At 66.2% G+C, this 16,590-nt stretch carries 14 protein-coding genes; 7 read left to right on the forward strand and 7 right to left on the reverse strand.

What is annotated here, in order from left to right:
- Positions 1-39 precede the first annotated feature (39 nt).
- The 6 genes from phoR to lpxH all read left to right on the forward strand — a co-directional run bounded on the left by phoR (position 40) and on the right by lpxH (position 7,763).
- The gene (gene phoR, locus ACVOLQ_RS15100; protein WP_313173795.1) at positions 40-1,380 is read left to right on the forward strand and encodes a phosphate regulon sensor histidine kinase PhoR; all 1,341 of its coding nucleotides are present in this window, start codon (positions 40-42) and stop codon (positions 1,378-1,380) included.
- Entirely contained in the window at positions 1,377-3,464 is a 2,088-nt protein-coding gene (gene ppk1 / locus ACVOLQ_RS15105; protein WP_481528490.1) for a polyphosphate kinase 1, read from the forward strand. Before phoR ends, ppk1 begins: the two co-directional genes overlap by 4 nt.
- Before the next feature lie 174 nt (positions 3,465-3,638).
- Positions 3,639-5,165 carry an exopolyphosphatase gene (ppx, locus tag ACVOLQ_RS15110; protein WP_481528491.1) on the forward strand — a complete coding sequence of 509 codons (1,527 nt, stop codon included), beginning with the start codon at positions 3,639-3,641 and terminating at the stop codon, positions 5,163-5,165.
- A gap of 174 nt (positions 5,166-5,339) precedes the next feature.
- Positions 5,340-6,479 (forward strand): glycosyltransferase family 4 protein, encoded by a 1,140-nt coding sequence (locus tag ACVOLQ_RS15115; protein WP_481528492.1) that lies wholly within the window; start codon positions 5,340-5,342, stop codon positions 6,477-6,479.
- The gene (locus tag ACVOLQ_RS15120) at positions 6,460-7,002 is read left to right on the forward strand and encodes a phosphatase PAP2 family protein (RefSeq protein ID WP_481528493.1); all 543 of its coding nucleotides are present in this window, start codon (positions 6,460-6,462) and stop codon (positions 7,000-7,002) included. Before ACVOLQ_RS15115 ends, ACVOLQ_RS15120 begins: the two co-directional genes overlap by 20 nt.
- 20 nt (positions 7,003-7,022) lie before the next feature.
- Positions 7,023-7,763: a UDP-2,3-diacylglucosamine diphosphatase gene (gene lpxH, locus ACVOLQ_RS15125; RefSeq protein ID WP_481528494.1), complete on the forward strand. Its 741-nt coding sequence runs from the start codon at positions 7,023-7,025 to the stop codon at positions 7,761-7,763.
- A 271-nt stretch (positions 7,764-8,034) separates the two neighbouring features.
- On the opposite strand, the gene ACVOLQ_RS15130 is transcribed toward lpxH, so the two are convergent.
- The 7 genes from ACVOLQ_RS15130 to ACVOLQ_RS15160 all read right to left on the reverse strand — a co-directional run bounded on the left by ACVOLQ_RS15130 (position 8,035) and on the right by ACVOLQ_RS15160 (position 15,374).
- Complete coding sequence (locus tag ACVOLQ_RS15130) at positions 8,035-8,493, reverse strand: COG3650 family protein (RefSeq protein ID WP_481528495.1); 459 nt, start codon at positions 8,491-8,493, stop codon at positions 8,035-8,037.
- A 264-nt stretch (positions 8,494-8,757) separates the two neighbouring features.
- On the reverse strand, positions 8,758-9,528 hold the full coding sequence (locus ACVOLQ_RS15135; protein ID WP_312918014.1) for a ferritin-like domain-containing protein: 771 nt from the start codon (positions 9,526-9,528) through the stop codon (positions 8,758-8,760).
- 171 nt (positions 9,529-9,699) lie between these two features.
- Positions 9,700-11,166, reverse strand: coding sequence for an amidophosphoribosyltransferase (gene purF, locus ACVOLQ_RS15140; protein WP_313173787.1), 1,467 nt, complete (start codon positions 11,164-11,166; stop codon positions 9,700-9,702).
- Between the two features lie 29 nt (positions 11,167-11,195).
- Positions 11,196-11,930 carry a CvpA family protein gene (locus tag ACVOLQ_RS15145; RefSeq protein ID WP_481528496.1) on the reverse strand — a complete coding sequence of 245 codons (735 nt, stop codon included), beginning with the start codon at positions 11,928-11,930 and terminating at the stop codon, positions 11,196-11,198.
- Positions 11,931-11,990: 60 nt separating this feature from the next.
- Positions 11,991-13,010 carry an SPOR domain-containing protein gene (locus tag ACVOLQ_RS15150; RefSeq protein ID WP_481528497.1) on the reverse strand — a complete coding sequence of 340 codons (1,020 nt, stop codon included), beginning with the start codon at positions 13,008-13,010 and terminating at the stop codon, positions 11,991-11,993.
- A gap of 66 nt (positions 13,011-13,076) precedes the next feature.
- Positions 13,077-14,351, reverse strand: coding sequence for a bifunctional tetrahydrofolate synthase/dihydrofolate synthase (folC, locus tag ACVOLQ_RS15155; RefSeq protein WP_481528498.1), 1,275 nt, complete (start codon positions 14,349-14,351; stop codon positions 13,077-13,079).
- Between the two features lie 378 nt (positions 14,352-14,729).
- Complete coding sequence (locus tag ACVOLQ_RS15160; RefSeq protein WP_313173783.1) at positions 14,730-15,374, reverse strand: histidine phosphatase family protein; 645 nt, start codon at positions 15,372-15,374, stop codon at positions 14,730-14,732.
- 298 nt (positions 15,375-15,672) lie between these two features.
- Between ACVOLQ_RS15160 and ACVOLQ_RS15165 the strand changes: the two genes are divergently transcribed.
- Complete coding sequence (locus tag ACVOLQ_RS15165; RefSeq protein ID WP_481528499.1) at positions 15,673-16,545, forward strand: type II toxin-antitoxin system RelE/ParE family toxin; 873 nt, start codon at positions 15,673-15,675, stop codon at positions 16,543-16,545.
- Positions 16,546-16,590 lie beyond the last annotated feature (45 nt).

Consider the following 16,590-nt stretch of genomic DNA (forward strand, 5'->3'; position numbering starts at 1 on the left):
ATACCCCCGACGGATCCCTCCCGTACCACCGAGAGTGCAATGCCCCGCCAATTCCGATCTGCCTGGTTGAAGACGCTGGCTACCGTGGCCGCGTTGTTGTTGCTGGCATGGGGGCTGGGCGCGTTGCTGGGGCATCCCGCGCTGGTGGTGGCACTCGCCGCCCTGGCGATCCTGGCCTGGCATTACTGGCGATTGCGCCAATTGCTGCTGCGGCTGACCGCACGCCAACGCTGGGACAGCCCTGCAGGCGTCGGCGTCTGGAACGAGTTGGATCGCCTGCTCTCGCGCAACCAGCAGGAAATGCGTGCACGCAAGCGCCGCCTGGTCGAGATGCTGCGCAGCTACCGCGCCGCCGCCGCCGCGCTGCCGGATGCGGTGGTGGTGGTCGACCGCAACACCCAGCGCGTGCAGTGGTTCAACGAGGCCGCCACCACCCTGCTCGGCCTGCAGCACCCGGCCGACATGGAAGCTGCGCTGGTGCCGCGCCTGCAGCCGCTGCCGCTGGCCCATTGGCTGGCCGGTGGCCGCAATGCCGAACCCATCCTGGATGCCAACTCGCCGGTCGATCCGGCCATCCGCCTGCATATGCGCCTGATCCCCTACTCGGATCACCATTGGCTGCTGGTCGCGCGTGACGTGACCAAGCTGCTGCACCTGGAACAGGTACGCCGCGACTTCGTCGCCAATGTTTCGCATGAGCTGCGCACGCCACTGACCGTGGTGCATGGCTACCTCGACATGATGGACCCGGAGGATTTCCCCGACACCGGGCCGATGCTGTCGGAAATGCGCAAGCAATCGCAGCGCATGGCGCAGCTGGTCGAAGATCTGCTGACCCTGTCGCGACTGGAATCGCAGCAGCACACCGAGCTGGAAACCGTGGCCATGACCTCGATGCTGGCCTCGCTGCGGCGCGAAGCCGAGGCACACAGCCAGGGCCGTCACACCATCACCGTGGAAGACCAGGCTGGCGTGGACCTGGCGGGTTCCAACAAGGAACTGCACAGCGCCTTCTCCAACCTGCTGACCAATGCCGTGCGTTACACCCCGGCCGGTGGCCGCATCAGCCTGACCTTCAGCCGCGAAGGCAATGGCGCCGTATTGGCTGTCACCGATACCGGTTACGGCATCCCGGCCAACCATCTGCCGCGATTGACCGAACGCTTTTACCGCGTGTCCAGCAGCCGCTCGCGCGAAAGCGGCGGCACCGGCCTGGGCCTGTCCATCGTCAAACACATTCTTGGCCTGCACCAGGCACGCCTGGAGATCCGCAGCGAAGTCGGCCAAGGCAGCACCTTCGCCTGCCACTTTGACGCCGAGCATGTACGCCCGCGCAATGCATCCCCCTCGCCTTTGTCCATGGAAGACTTCCCGGCATGACCCCTCCTCCCCCGCCCCCCGCCACTCCCGCCGTCGGCACCGATCCGTTGCGTGATCCGTCGCTGTACATCAACCGGGAACTGTCACAGCTGGATTTCAACTTCCGCGTGCTGGCCCAGGCGATGGATGAGCAGGTGCCATTGCTGGAGCGGCTGCGCTTCCTGTGCATCTCCTGCACCAACCTGGATGAGTTCTTCGAGATCCGTGCCGCAGCGGTACGCCATGCGCAGGAATTCGGCCTGCCGCCGGCACCGGACGGGATGAGCCCGCAGGCCATCCTCAACGCCATCCATGACCGCGCTGCCGAACTGGTGGACCAGCAGTACCGTTGCTGGAACCAGGTGCTGCGCCCGGCCCTTGGCGAGGCCGGCGTCGGCATTCTCGCCAACAAGAGTTGGACCACGCGCCAGCGCCGATGGCTGCGCGCCTATTTCCGCAACGAGATCATGCCGGTGCTGTCGCCGCTGGGCCTGGATCCGTCGCACCCGTTCCCGAAGATCCTCAACAAGTCGCTGAACATCGTCGTCGTGCTCAAGGGCACCGACGCCTTCGGTCGCGCCGGCCATCTGGCCCTGGTGCGCGCGCCGCGCTCGCTGCCGCGCATCATCCAGCTGCCCGAATCGCTGGGCGGCCCGCAGAACTTCGTGCTGCTGTCAGCGGTACTGTCGGCCTTCGTCGATGAGCTGTTCCCGGGCATGGATGTGCAGGGCGCCTACCAGTTCCGCGTCACCCGCAACTCCGAACTGGTGGTGGACGAGGAGGAAGTCGAGAACCTGGCGCTGGCGCTGCGCGATGAGCTGGTCGACCGTGGCTATCGCCCTGCCGTGCGGCTGGAGATCGCCCACGACTGCCCCAAGCCGATCATGCAGACCCTGCTGCAGAACTTCGGCCTGTCGGAGAACGCGGCCTATCGCATCGACGGCCCGGTCAACCTCAACCGCGTCATCCAGGTGTATGACCTGCTGCAGCGGCCGGACCTGAAATACCCGCCGATGACCCCACGCGTATTCAAGTCGCCCGAGGGCATCTTCGAAACCGCTGCGCAGGGCGACGTGCTGCTGCACCACCCGTTTGATTCCTTCAGCACCGTGCTGGAGCTGATCCGCGAAGCCGCAGTCGATCCCAACGTATTGGCGATCAAGCAGACCCTGTACCGCACCGGCAAGGACTCGGGCATTGTCGAAGCCCTGATCCTGGCCGCACGCAATGGCAAGGACGTCACTGTCGTGGTCGAACTGCGCGCGCGCTTCGACGAAGAAGCCAACCTCGGCCTGGCTGACCGCCTGCAGGATGCGGGCGTGCAGGTGGTCTACGGCGTGGTCGGCTACAAGACCCACGCCAAGATGCTGCTGATCGTGCGCCGCGAGGGCCGCAAGCTGCGCCGCTACGTGCACCTGGGCACCGGCAACTACCACAGCGGCACCGCCCGCGCGTATACCGACCTGAGCCTGATCACCGCCGATCCGGACATCGGCAACGATGTGCACCTGCTGTTCCAGCAGTTGTCCGGGCTGGCGCCGAAGATGAAGCTCAAGTGCCTGCTGCAATCACCCTTCACCCTGCATGCCGGGCTGATCAAGCGCATCGAGCGCGAGACCCGGCTGGCACTGGAAGGCAAGCCGGCCCGCATCATCGCCAAGATGAACGCGCTCAACGAGGCGCAGGTGATCCGCGCCCTGTACGCCGCCTCGCAGGCCGGCGTGCAGATCGACCTGATCGTGCGCGGCGCCTGCACCCTGCGCCCGGGCGTGGAAGGTGTGTCGGACAATATCCGCGTGCGGTCGATCGTCGGCCGCTTCCTCGAGCACAGCCGCGTCTACTGGTTCGGCAACAACGGTGCCCCCGAGCTGTACTGCGCCAGCGCCGACTGGCTGGAACGCAACCTGCTGCGTCGCGTGGAAACCTGCTTCCCCATCCTGGACACCGACCTGGCCCGGCGCATCTACCGCGAGGTGCTGCAGAACTACCTGGACGACAACCTCAACGCCTGGGACCTGCAGGAAGACGGCCGCTATCTCAAGTGCGAGCCCGCGCCGGGCCAGCCGCCACATTCGGCCCAGCAGGCATTGATGGAAGGGCTCTGAGGCAGGAGCGAGTGAAGAGGAGTGAGAAACGAGAGGGAGCAACGGCAGCGAACGCTGCCGCCAATTTCATGCCTGCGCCCGGACTAAGCCGCCGCCCCCCTGCCAGGTAGCGTGATCTCAGCTTTTTCTCACTCCTCACTCCTCATCACCCACTACTACCGTTACCATTCCGCCATGCCCCAGTCTTCCCTGACCCCACCGCCCCTGCAGGACGGCGACCTGCTGGCCGCCATCGACCTGGGTTCCAACAGTTTCCACATGGTTATCGCGCGCTACCTCCTTGGGCAGCTGCGGGTGGTGGACCGCCTGCGCGAGACCGTGCGCATGGCCGACGGCCTGGATGGCAAAGGCGGGCTGTCGTCCGAGGCGCGCCAACGCGCGCTCGAATGCCTGGCCCGCTTTGGCCAGCGCATCCGCAACATCCCGCCTTACCGCGTGCGCGCCCTGGCTACCAATACCGTGCGCCAGCTGCGCTCACCGCTGTCGTTCCTGATGCCGGCCGAGACCGCGCTGGGCCACGCCATCGAAGTGGTCAGTGGCCGTGAAGAGGCGCGCCTGATCTACCTGGGCGTCGCCCATGCGCAGCCGCCCAAGCCCGACCAGCACCGGCTGGTGATCGACATCGGCGGCGGCTCCACCGAATTCATCATCGGCCAGGGCATGCAGACGCTGGAGCGCGAAAGCCTGCAGGCCGGCTGCATCGCCAGCACCCGCCGCTTCTTCCCGGGCGGCAAGTTGAGCAAGAAGCGCTGGAAGGATGCGCTCACCGAGATCGGCGCCGAGTTCCAGCCCTTCGCCAACAAGTACAAGGCACTGGGCTGGCAGGAAGCCTTGGGCTCGTCCGGCACCCACAAGGCGATCAGCGAAATCTGCGCGGCGATGAAGCTCAGCAAGGGCGCCATCACCGCCGAGGCGTTGCCGCAGCTGCGCGAGGAGCTGCTGCGCGCCAAGCACATCAACGACATCAACCTGCCCACCCTGTCCAACGAGCGCCGCCCGATCATTGCCGGTGGCGTGCTGGTGCTGGAAGCCGCCTTCCAGGCGCTGGGCCTGCAGAAACTGCTGGTCAGCAAGGCCGCGATGCGCGAGGGCATCCTCTACGACATCATGGGCCGCGCCAACGACAACGATCCGCGCGATGAATCGGTCGCCGCGCTGACCCAGCGTTACGCCATCGACGAGACCCAGGCGCAGCGCGTGGAAGCCACCGCGCAACGGCTGTTTGAACAGGTGGCCGACAGCTGGAAGCTGGACGTGGACGATGCGCGCATGCTCGGCTGGGCCGCACGCCTGCACGAGCTGGGCCTGATGATCGCCCACAGCGGTTATCACACCCACGGCAGCTACGTGATCGAGAATTCGGATATCGCCGGTTTCTCGCGCCAGGAACAGCAGATGCTGGCGGCACTGATCCGCACCCACCGCCGCGGCGTCTCCAAGACCGCGTTCGACGCCCTGCCCGACCGCCTGCTGCTGCCAGCCAAGCGCACCGCCGCGCTGCTGCGGCTGGCGGTACTGCTGCACCGCGCCCACGAACCCGATCCCATTCCAACGCTGGAACTGTCGGTGGACGGCAACACCTTGTCGCTGATCCTGGCCAAGGACTACATCGACGCCCGCCCGCTGCTGCGCGCGGACCTGGTCGGCGAAGCCGAAGGCATGACCGGGCTGGGCTTCAACTTCCGGCCATTCGTGGCCTGAGCGGGATCGGCAAGTACGACTGACGCTGGCGCCCGCGCCAACGCTGGACAGACAAGACCACGACCCGTTGCGGGCCGTGGTCTTCGCTCTTCAGGGCCGTCATAAAGCGGTCAGATCACAGTAACAGGTGCTTCATCGGCTACGCGCATCCTCGCCAAAAACCGGGAGCCAGCCATGCGCTTTGCGATCGTCACCGAGACCTATCCGCCGGAGGTCAATGGCGTTGCCTTGACCGTGCAGGGACTGGAGCACGGCCTGCGCAACCGCGGCCACGACGTCGATGTGGTGCGCCCACGCCAGCAGCAGGACGGCACCGGCGCCGCCCATGAGCTCCTGGTACGCGGCGCCGGCCTGCCACGCTATCCCGGCCTGCGCTTCGGCCTGCCGGCACCGCTGCTGCTTGCACGCCAGTGGCAACAACAACGCCCGGATGCAATTTACGTGGCCACGGAAGGCCCGTTGGGATGGTCGGCGATGCGCACCGCGCGGCGGCTGGGCATCCCGGTCGCGTCGGGCCTGCACACGCGTTTTGATGAATACCTGCCCGACTATGGCGCTGCCTGGTTGCAGGGCACCGCACTGCGCTGGATGCGCCGCTTTCACAATCAGGCAGAAGCCACCTTGGTCCCCACCCGCGAGTTGCAGCAGTTCCTTCTGGACAACGGTTTCTCCCGAGCGCGGTTGCTCGCGCGCGCGGTGGATGGCAGTCAGTTCGACCCAAACAAACGCGACGCTGCGCTGCGTGCCGACTGGGGCATCGAAGGCGAAGGCTTTGCGGTGATCCATGTCGGCCGCATCGCCGCAGAAAAGAACCTGGGGCTGGCAATCAAGGCATTCCGCCGCATCCAGCAACACCGGCCGAAGGCACGTTTTGTCTGGGTCGGCGATGGCCCGATGCGGGCGAAGCTGGCCGAGCAGAATCCCGACTTCATCTTCTGCGGCGTGCAACGTGGCGAAGCCTTGGCCCGGCATTTCGCCAGCGCCGACCTGTTCCTGTTCGCCAGCCGCAGCGAAACCTTCGGCAACGTCACCCTGGAAGCCATGGCCAGTGGCGTGGCGACGGTCGCCTTCAACTACGGCGCAGCACGCGAGCACCTGCGCAGCGGCCATAGCGGGGTGGCGGTGGACACGGACGAGAACTTCATCGCCGCCGCCGTGCAGCTGGCCAACGATGAGGAAATGCGCACCACCCTTGGCGCCAACGCCAGCCGTGCGATGCAGCGCCTGCACCCGGAACAGGTGGTTGCCGAGTTCGAAGCCCTGCTCAGTGAACTGGCCTCCCGGAGACGCTGCCATGCCATTGCTGCCGCCTGAAGGAATCGCCGCACGCGAAGCACGCTGGTGCCGCCGGGCAAACCACTACGGCCGTCGGCGCGGCATCCGTCGCCTGTTCTCGTTGCTGAGCCGGCTTGGCGATGGCGTGTTCTGGTACATGCTGATGGGCGCGCTGGTACTGGCTGATGGACTGGACGGCCTGCAGGCGTCGGCACACATGGCCGCCACCGGCGTGCTGGCGCTGACCCTGTACAAGCTGCTCAAGCGCTGGACCCGGCGCCCGCGCCCATTTGCCGCCGACCTGCGCATCCGCGCCTGGGTGGCGCCGCTGGATGAATACAGCTTCCCGTCCGGCCACACCCTGCATGCGGTGTCATTCACCGTGGTGGCGCTGGCCTACTACCCGTGGTTGGCCCCCTTGCTGCTGCCCTTCACCCTCGGCGTAGCGCTGTCACGGGTGGTGCTGGGCCTGCACTACCCCAGCGACGTGCTGGCCGCCACCGCCATCGGGGTGCTGCTGGGAACCGGCTCACTGCAACTGCTGGCGCTGTTCGCAGGCTGATCAGGCTCTACAATGCAGGCATGACAACGCTGTTCATCTCCGACCTGCACCTGGACCCCAGCCGTCCAGCCATCACCGAGCTGTTCCTCGACTTCCTGCGCGGCGAAGCGCGGCAGGCCGAGGCGCTGTACATCCTGGGCGACCTGTTCGAGGCATGGATCGGCGATGACACGCCTTCCAGCGCCGCCGATGCGGTCGCGCTGGCACTGCGTGAAGTCAGCGACGCCGGTGTGCCGGTGTACTTCATCCGCGGCAACCGCGACTTCCTGGTCGGCAACGACTATGCCGCCCGCGCCGGCATGCGCATCCTGCCGGACCCGTCGGTGATCCAGCTGTATGGCAAGCCGGTGCTGCTGCAGCACGGCGACCTGCTGTGCACCGACGACATCGCCTACCAGGCGTTCCGCGCACAGACCCGCAACCCCGCCTTCATCGCCCAGTTCCTGTCGCAGCCGCTGGAAGCACGCGTCGCCTTCGCGCAGAAGGCCCGTGCCGCCAGCCAGGCGCATCAGTCGGAAATGAAGCAGGACGACAAGGCGACCTTTGAGACCGTCACCGATGTGGCCCCGGCCGAGGTGATTGCCACCTTCCAGCGTTACGGCGTGGACACGATGATCCACGGCCACACCCATCGCCCGGCGATCCATACCGTGAGCGCAGGCGAGCACAGCTTCACCCGTATCGTGCTGGGTGACTGGTATGAGCAGGGCTCGGTGCTGCGTGTGGATGCGGATGGCTTCCGGCTGGAAGCATTGGGCTGACGCTGCTTGTAGGAGCGGCGTAAGCCGCGAAGCTGGCACAAAAAGAATCGCCAGATATGGCTGCAGTTGAAGACCTGTTTGGCGGCTTTTGCATTTGTGGCTTCGCGGCTGACGCCGCTCCTACAAGGCTCGGCCATATGTTTTGTGGGAGCGGTGTGAGCCGCGAAGCTGGCATGAAAAAACCGTCAGATGTGACTGCAACTGCAGACCTCTCTGGCGGTTTTTGCATTTATGGCTTCGCGGCTTACGCCGCTCCTACAACCATCGTTGGTCAGGGCGCTTCCACCGGTACCGATGGGTCGCGTGCACAGCCCTTGAAGGTGTCCTTGCCCAGCACGAATTCGGCGGTGAACGGGTGTTTCAGGTCGGACATGCCGTCCGAGCACTCGGCACGCTGCAACGTCAGCTTGAACGCGTCCTTGCCCTCCCCGCCCTGCACCACCAACAAGCCATCCTGCAGCGCGCGGCTGCCTTCCAGATGCAGCGGGCTGGCCTGGGTTTCCGGAGTGCTGTAATCGAGTTTTGCGCCATCGGCGCGCACGCTCCAGAACGGTTCGTTGCCGAAGGCCTGCACGATGACCGGGAAATCATCCTTGGCAGCCGAAGCTTCAGGCGCTGCGACAGGCGCAACCGGGGCCGGCGCTGCAGTACTGGAATCGGCCGCAGGCTTGGAACCGTTGCATGCCGACAATGCCACTACCAGCGCGGCCAACGTAAGAATCTGCTTCATCGTTTTCTCCTTGATTGCACCGTTGCCGATCGAGAGCACAGTGACATGCGATTCGACCTGATGCTGGCGCATGCCCCTGCATCAGCCCGTGAAAGACACGGCTATCGAAAGCCGCATCTGCCGCGCCGATGGTGGAATGCGGCCGAGTTGGCCGTCAATCGGACACGGCCCGAGTTGCGGGAACCGTTCATCGTTGCGCCCAGCCATGCCGACGGGAACAGGCGCCGCCAATGACGCGGCGGCCTGGGTCACCGCGCGCGGCATTCAACCGGCTTGTTCAACCAGATAGTCCAGTTCGTCTTCATCGAAACCGGCCAACAAGCGCGCCTCCAGATTGAAGGGCCCACGCAGGTAGCCGCCGGCGTACTCGCCCAGCAGTTCCTTGAAACGCTTGCGTGGCTCGACACCGGCGCGTGCGCAATACCAGTGGTACCAACGCGTGCCGGCGGCAACATGGGCAACCTCTTCGCGCAGGATCACCTCCAGCACGTCGGCAGTCGTTGCATCGCCCAGCGAACGCAGCTTGCTGATCATCGCCGGGGTCACATCCAGGCCGCGCGCTTCCAGTACCCGCGGCACCAGGGCCATGCGTGCCAAGCCGTCGTGCGCGGTCTTCTCGCACATTTCCCACAGGCCGTTATGGGCGGGGAAATCGGCGTAGTCATGACCATGCGCCAGCAGCCGATCACGCAGCAATACGAAGTGGCGTGATTCGTCGTCGGCGCAGCTGACCCAATCCGCATAGAAGCTGCCCGGCAGGCCGCGGAAACGATACACCGCATCCCAGGCCAGGTCGATGGCATTGAGTTCGATATGGGCGATGGCGTGGATGAAGGCGGCGCGCCCATCCACGGAGCCAAGGCCACGACGCGGCAGGTCGCGGGGGTGCACCAGCACCAGTTGCGGCGGGCGACCCGGCGCGCGGATCGGTTCGGGTTCTGGCGCTTCTGCGGGCAGCTTCAAGGTGCCAGCGCGGTAGCGCGCGGCGTAGTGCTGGGTGAGCGCGACTTTCTCAAGCGGATCGACGGCGGCCATGCAGATGCAGGCGGCGTCGAGCAGGGAGAAGTCTGCTGCTTCGGGCGGCGGTAGGTAGCTTGTGTCCGCAGCTGCAGGCTGTGCTTGTTGCCGGTTCATAGGTGCTCGCACATTGCTGCTTCGTTCTGCCCTCGTCCCAACCCCTCTCCCGCAGGGAGAGGGGCTTTCAGATCAGGCGCGGCGCTTGTTCTTGGCTTCATCCGAACGCAGCTGCTGGATGCGTTCGAAGTAACCCGGCTCGATGCCGGTGACGTATTCGCCGTTGAAGCAGGACGAGTCGAATTCCTTCAGCTCCGGGTTGCCTTCGCGCACCGCGACTTCCAGGTCTTCCAGGTCCTGGTAGACCAGCCAGTCGCAGCCCAGGTGCTGCTCGATTTCCTCGACGCTGCGGTTGTGCGCGACCAGTTCCTCGGCCGCCGGCATGTCGATGCCGTAGATGTTGGGGTAACGCACCGGCGGCGCAGCACTGGCCAGGTAAACCTTGCGGGCGCCGGCATCGCGCGCCATCTGCACGATCTGCTGGCTGGTGGTGCCACGGACAATGGAGTCATCCACCAGCAGCACCACGCGGTTACGGAATTCCAGATGGATCGGGTTGAGCTTGCGACGCACCGACTTCACCCGCTCACCCTGGCCCGGCATGATGAAGGTGCGGCCGACGTAGCGGTTCTTGACGAAGCCTTCTCGGTACTTCACGCCGAGCACGTTGGACATCTCCAGCGCGGCGTCGCGCGAGGTGTCGGGGATCGGGATGATGGTGTCGATGTCATGGTCCGGACGCAGGCGCAGGATCTTCTCGCCCAGTTTCTGGCCCATGCGCATGCGCGCCTTGTGCACCGACACGTTGTCCATCATCGAGTCGGGGCGTGCGAAATACACGTACTCGAAGATGCACGGCGTCTGCTGTGTGTTGGTCGCGCAGATCTCGGTGAACAGCTCACCGCGCTCGGTGATGACAACGGCTTCGCCCGGGGCGACATCGCGCATGCGCTCGAAGCCGAGCACGTCCAGCGCCACCGATTCGGAGGCCACGGCGTACTCGATGCCTTCGGCATGCTCGCGCTTGCCCAGCACCAGCGGACGGATGCCGTGCGGGTCGCGGAAGGCCACCAGGCCCAGGCCCAGCACCACGCTGACCACCGCATAGCCACCTTTGCAACGACGGTGCACGCCGGCCACGGCGCGGATCGCCGCTTCCGGGGTCAGCATGCGCTGTGCGTCCAGCTCGTAGGCGAACACGTTCAACAGCACTTCGCTGTCCGAATCGGTATTGATGTTGCGGCGGTCGGCCTCGAACACCTGGCGACGCAGTGCCTCGGTATTGATCAGGTTGCCGTTGTGCGCCAGCGCGATGCCGTACGGCGAGTTGACGTAGAACGGCTGCGCCTCGTCGGTGCCTTCCGAGCCTGCGGTCGGGTAACGCACATGGGCGATGCCGATGCGGCCCTGCAGCAGCGCCATGCGGCGCTCGTCGAAAACATCACGGACCAGGCCGTTGGCCTTTTCCACCCGCAGGCGGGTGCCGTCGGCGGTGGCGATACCGGCGGCATCCTGGCCACGGTGTTGGAGGACGGTCAGGCCGTCATAAAGCTGCCCGGCGACGTTCTGGTTGCCGACGATTCCGACGATGCCACACATGTTGCGCGATCTCCGCTGGGCGATGCCCGTTAACGTGAAGGTGGCCGTGCCTGGCCTTGAGGCTCAACCCTTATCGGCTTGAGTTGACCCGGGCGCACCTGCGCCGGATCGATGTTGGAGGGCAACGCCCCCGCCGGGTCAGCTCGGCCTTCCTCTCCGCTGCGCTGGCGGGGATCAAAACGCGTCCCCTCCAACTGCGCCGGTAGCAAGCCACTGCCCGCATCTGCTTCGTTCGGTCCGCCATTATCGCCTGCCAGCACCGACTTACCCAAGTCCATCAGCGCCATTGCCGGCGATTCAGGTGGCTGCGGCAGCTTTTCACGCAGCCAGTCGGCCGTCGGCTGCAGCCACGGCACCACGCTGGACTGGCGCCAGCCCGGTTCCTGGGGCATGGAGGTGAAGCCCAGCAGCAGTACCGCCAGCACCGCGAACAGCACGCCGCGCACAATGCCCAGGGCCAAACCCAGCAAGCGATCGGGCAATTTCAGCAGCACGGTGGCATCGACGACGCCGCGCAGCAGGCGCCCGACCAGGGTCGCCGCCAGCAGCACACCGATGAATACCAACAGATAGCCGCCTGCGTAGTCGCCAGCACTGGGCGTGGCTTGATCAGCCAGCATCAAGGCAGCGCGCTCGCCGTAGTAAAACGCCGCTGCACCGGCCAGCAGCCAGTTCAGCACGCCGAGCACGGTCGCCAACAGCCCGCGCATCAACCCGAACAACGCCGATACGCCGATCAGCGCCAACAGCAGCAGATCAATCACTGCACGCCCCGCCCGTACGGCACAGGGGGACGCGCTTGCCCAGCCGGGTCTGGCGACGCATCAAGGATGTGGGCGGACCATGCCGGCGACGCCGACCTTGGCCGCGACCTGCGCCTTGAGCTGCTCGGCCTGGTCACGGCTTGCCACCGGCCCGACACGGACACGGTTGAGCACGCCGTTGTCGGTGCGTACCTGCTCAACGAAAGCACTGAAGCCGGCAGCACGCGCGCGGTCACGCAGCGCATTGGCATCGGCAGCCTGGCCGAAGGCACCCAACTGCACGGCAAAGCCAACCCCGCTGGCGGCCGGCGCAGCCGGGGTGGCGACGGCCGGCTTGGCCGGCGTTGCCGCAACCGGCCGGGCCGGTTCAGGCTTTGGTGCTTCCGGCTTGGCCGCAGGCTTGGGTTCGGGCTTGGGGGCGGCGACCACCGGCTTGGCAGGCTCCGGCGGCAAGGCCTCGGTGCGTACCGGTGCGGAGGTGGCTGCAGCGGTAGCGGTGCTGCCGGCTGCCGGCGTGGCGGCGGGTGCCGGAACGGCGTTCTCGGCCGCAGCGTTGAGCACCACCACCTGCGCGTTCACGTCGTTGCGGACCTTGCCGGCTTCCAGCCGCACCAGCTCCGCCTGGGCACGATCGGCATACGGACCGATGCGCACACGCCAAGCCTGGCGACCATTGATGGTGTCGGCCTGGCGGAAGCCCGGCAGGTTGGACTTCTTCAGGTGCGCGATCACCGCATCGGCGTCAGCCTCGCTGCCATAGGCACCAAAATTGACCGCGTAATTGCCGGCGGCGGTCGCCGCTGGCAAGCCATTGGCCGGCGGCTCGACCGCGGTGGCCACGCCGGTTTCCGGCTGTGCGGCGGGCATGCCCACGGCGCCCCCGGCCGGTGCGCCAGGCGCCACCAACGGCAGCTCGCGGGTTTCAAACTGGCCTTCGGCCGGTGCCGCAGGCGCGCTCAATGGCACGTCCTGTACGCCACTGTCCGGTGCAGGCCCTTTGACCAGCATCGGCAGGAAAATCACGGCAAGCGCCACCAGAACGATGGCACCAATCAGTCGCTGTTTCAGAGGAGTTTCCACAATTGGCGTATGCGCGGCGCGGCGGAGTGCCCCGGTGATTATATGCGGGGCACGCGTGGCAGCGTCTCAGTCAGCTGAACGGAGTACCGGCAGCGCCTCGGCCACCGTATGGAAGGAGCCGAATACCAGCACCCGGTCGCCAGGCCGGGCCTGGGCCAATGCGGCGTCCAGCGCCCCGCTGACGTTGGCGGACAGATTGGCCTCGGCGGCATGGGTCTGCGCCAAGCGTTCGCGCAGGTGCGCGGCGGTCTGTCCGCGCGCACCTTCCAACCCGGCCAGGAACCAGCCATCGACCTGCGGCTGCAGGGCTTCCACCACTCCCGCAGCGTCCTTGTCGGCCAGCGCGGCGTACACCGCCAGCGTGCGGCCCTGCGCCGGCTCGCCCTTCAATGCAGTGGCCAGCGCAGCAGCGGCCTGCGGGTTGTGGCCGACATCCAGCAATACGTCCACACCGCCGCGCTGGAAGCGCTGCAGGCGCCCGGTGATCTGTGCTTCGGCAATGCCCTGCGCCCATGCGGTGCGCGGCACCGGCTTGTCCAGGGCGCGCAACGCGGCCACCGCGGTGGCGGCGTTGTTGCGCTGGATCGGCGCCCACAAGGCGGGCTGCGGCAGTTCCAGGCGGAACGCGACATCACGCCAGCGCCACAGTTCGCCATCAATGTCCTCGGCGAAGAAGTCGCTGCCGAAGCGGATCGCATTGGCACCAAGCACGTAGGCGCGGCGCAGCACGCTGGAGGGCGGATCGATCTCGCCGAGGATCACCGGCTTCCAGCCGCGGATGATGCCGGCCTTCTCCTGGCCGATGGCTTCGCGGTCGGCGCCCAGCCAATCGGCGTGGTCGATATCAACGGTGGTGATCACCGCCACATCGGCGTCGATGATGTTGACCGCGTCCAGGCGTCCACCAAGACCAACTTCCAGCACCGCCAGATTCAAACCGGCCTGCTGGAACAACCACAGCGCGCACAAGGTACCGTATTCGAAATAGGTCAGCGCGGTGTCGCCACGGGCGTCTTCGACCGCGTTGAAGCCGGCCACCAGGCTGGCGTCATCCACGTCCTTGCCATCGATGCGTACGCGCTCGTTGTAGCGCAGCAGGTGTGGCGAGGTGTAGGCACCTACCTTCCACTCCGCGGCACGGGCGATGGACTCGATGAAGGCCACGGTCGAGCCCTTGCCATTGGTGCCGCCGACCACGATGCAGTGCTCGGCCGGCCGCTCCAGCTGCATGCGCTGGGCAACCTCGCGCACGCGCTCCAAGCCCATTGCGATGGCTTGCGGGTGCTGCTGTTCGATATGGGCGAGCCACTGTTCAAGCGTGGCGGGACGGACGGAAGACATGCGAAGGACTCTCGGGATCATGGGCCGGCGCTGGAAGCCGGCTGCGCGTTGCGCGCGGGAATGGCACCCATGATACAGCGGCGGCTACACGCGGCCGCCAAGCTTGTCGGCATGTCAGGCCGGGCTGTGTGTAGTGCCGAGCCATGCTCGGCAGGGGCTGCACCCGCACGCCATCAGCCCCAGCCAATTTGTGGGAGCGGCATAAGCCGCGAAGCCACAGCAAGATTGGAAGCGGTAAAGCCAACCCCACCCCCCCCCCCCCCTGCGCTCCGCTATTGGGGGGGGGTGTAGTCCCGCCCCTTGCGGGGCTGGGGGTGCACCGGTAGAGCCCCCGCCGCCATTGGCGCGGCACTACCAAAGCGGACTACAGGGCCCCGATTACAGCGCGCGGTGCTTGGCTTCACCAAAGAACGGCGTGTGGTGGGCACAGTCGTTCAGGCGAACCACTTCCAGATGCTCGACATCCGGGCCTTCCAGCAGGTTCAGCGTGGTCGGCGCCTGACGGAAGCTCCACAGCTTGGAAATCGGCAGGCCGAGGACCTTGCACAGAATGACGCGGTTGACCGCGTCATGCGCGACCACCAGCAAGGTGTCATCTTCGCCCAGGCCTTCGGCAGCAGCGGTCAGGCCACGCCAGCTGCGGTCCAGCACCTGACGCAGCGATTCGCCACCAGGCATCAGCACGGTATCGGGTTCCTCGCGCCAGGCACGCAGGCGTGCGGGGTCCTTCTCGTCGATCTCGCTGGCGAGCAAGCCTTCCCACTCGCCGTGGGCGATTTCCTGCAGGTCCGGCTCGGTCAGCAACATGGATTCGCGTGCGCTGCCCAATGCGGCCTTGGCGGTGGCCTGCGCACGGCTCAGTGGCGAGGCCACGGCGCGGGTGATCTGCACGTCGGCCAGCCGCTCGCCCAAGGCCTTGGCCTGGGCCTCACCCACCGGTGAGAGGGGAATGTCGATCTGGCCCTGGTAGCGGCCTTCGGCGTTCCACGGCGTTTCGCCGTGACGGGCAAGCAGGATGCGCATGCAGCTGTTTCCATTGAGGTGGGGGTACCCGCCAGCTGTCCGCGGCGGGAGGGGCATCATAGCCCGACCGTGCACTGATACCGCCCACGGTTACCTTCGATACGGATCCGGCACCCGCAACTGACCCGACTGTATCCACGGTTTGCCGCCGCAGTCCGATAAGACTGCCCCGATACCCGGCAACATCACCGACGGCACGGTTGCGCGCCGGGCGCAGGCGTTACCATGCCGGTTCCCTATCGGTGGCACGGCGTGACTTCCGCACGAGGGCAGCAACTTCAAGGCCCCAGAACGCGGCATGACCAGCACCCCCAGTTCTCCCAAGCAGTTCAAATTCAAGCTCTGGCATGAACGCCGCGACCGCTGGATTGCGGTGCTGATCACGGCCGTGCTGCATGTGCTGATGTTGCTGCTCCTGCTGTACTCCAATCCACCCGTGGTTTCCTCACCGCAAGGCTCCTCCGGCGGCGGCCGGACCAAGGTCGATTTCGTCGGCGAATCACCGCCGTCCACGGAGCAGAGCAAGGTGCCGCCCAAGGACAAACCCAACAAGACCACCCGCTCGCAACCAAAGCCGACCACGCAGCGGCGTAGCGAGGAGCGCAAGCCAGTACCGGAAGCCCGTTACATCGAGCCACCGAGCGAGCCGGAGCAGGAAGAAACCAAGACCCAGGAACTGGCACAGACTCCGGCCGCGCCAGCAGCAGCGGTCAGTCCGTCGGAAACCGTTCCACGTCGTCCTCAGACCTGGACCGGACGCCCACCCGGTTCGCTGGACAGGACCACCGCGCCGGACGACCACGGTCGCTCCGCCGGCCAGGGCAATGACAGCGGCCGGCGCATCGACCGCAGCGCCGGCGAGCCGGCCATGGAAGTGGGCGGCTACCAGATCATCTATGACCTGCTCAGCGAGGAGAAGCTGCGCACCTGGATGGCTGGTGCCAAAGAGGTCAATGGCAAGAAGGAACTGTCGATCCCGCTGCCCGGCACCACTTATCTGATGGTCTGCCCGGCCGAGGTGGCGTTGCGCCGTGGCTCCAGCCAGTGCCGCATGCTGCAGGCCGGTTCACCGGAGTTGCAGGACATTGGCGATGCGCGCGAGTTCGTCATCGTGATGTACGTCTATCGCTACGGTGAGCTGCTGTGGCGCGGGCCGGGGCCGTATCGCTGATGGGTAGTGCCGAGCCATGCTCGGCAGAGGCTTCACCGGCAATAC

It is taken from the genome of Stenotrophomonas sp. STEN031 (assembly GCF_056759975.1).

Excerpts from the sequence above, each read along its gene's own strand:
- phoR (WP_313173795.1), top strand. The coding sequence starts at position 40 with ATGCCCCGCCAATTCCGATCTGCCTGGTTGAAGACGCTGGCTACCGTG.
- ppk1 (WP_481528490.1), top strand. The coding sequence starts at position 1,377 with ATGACCCCTCCTCCCCCGCCCCCCGCCACTCCCGCCGTCGGCACCGAT.
- ppx (WP_481528491.1), top strand. The coding sequence starts at position 3,639 with ATGCCCCAGTCTTCCCTGACCCCACCGCCCCTGCAGGACGGCGACCTG.
- ACVOLQ_RS15115 (WP_481528492.1), top strand. The coding sequence starts at position 5,340 with ATGCGCTTTGCGATCGTCACCGAGACCTATCCGCCGGAGGTCAATGGC.
- ACVOLQ_RS15120 (WP_481528493.1), top strand. The coding sequence starts at position 6,460 with ATGCCATTGCTGCCGCCTGAAGGAATCGCCGCACGCGAAGCACGCTGG.
- lpxH (WP_481528494.1), top strand. The coding sequence starts at position 7,023 with ATGACAACGCTGTTCATCTCCGACCTGCACCTGGACCCCAGCCGTCCA.
- ACVOLQ_RS15130 (WP_481528495.1), bottom strand. The coding sequence starts at position 8,493 with ATGAAGCAGATTCTTACGTTGGCCGCGCTGGTAGTGGCATTGTCGGCA.
- ACVOLQ_RS15135 (WP_312918014.1), bottom strand. The coding sequence starts at position 9,528 with ATGGCCGCCGTCGATCCGCTTGAGAAAGTCGCGCTCACCCAGCACTAC.
- purF (WP_313173787.1), bottom strand. The coding sequence starts at position 11,166 with ATGTGTGGCATCGTCGGAATCGTCGGCAACCAGAACGTCGCCGGGCAG.
- folC (WP_481528498.1), bottom strand. The coding sequence starts at position 14,351 with ATGTCTTCCGTCCGTCCCGCCACGCTTGAACAGTGGCTCGCCCATATC.
- ACVOLQ_RS15160 (WP_313173783.1), bottom strand. The coding sequence starts at position 15,374 with ATGCGCATCCTGCTTGCCCGTCACGGCGAAACGCCGTGGAACGCCGAA.
- ACVOLQ_RS15165 (WP_481528499.1), top strand. The coding sequence starts at position 15,673 with ATGACCAGCACCCCCAGTTCTCCCAAGCAGTTCAAATTCAAGCTCTGG.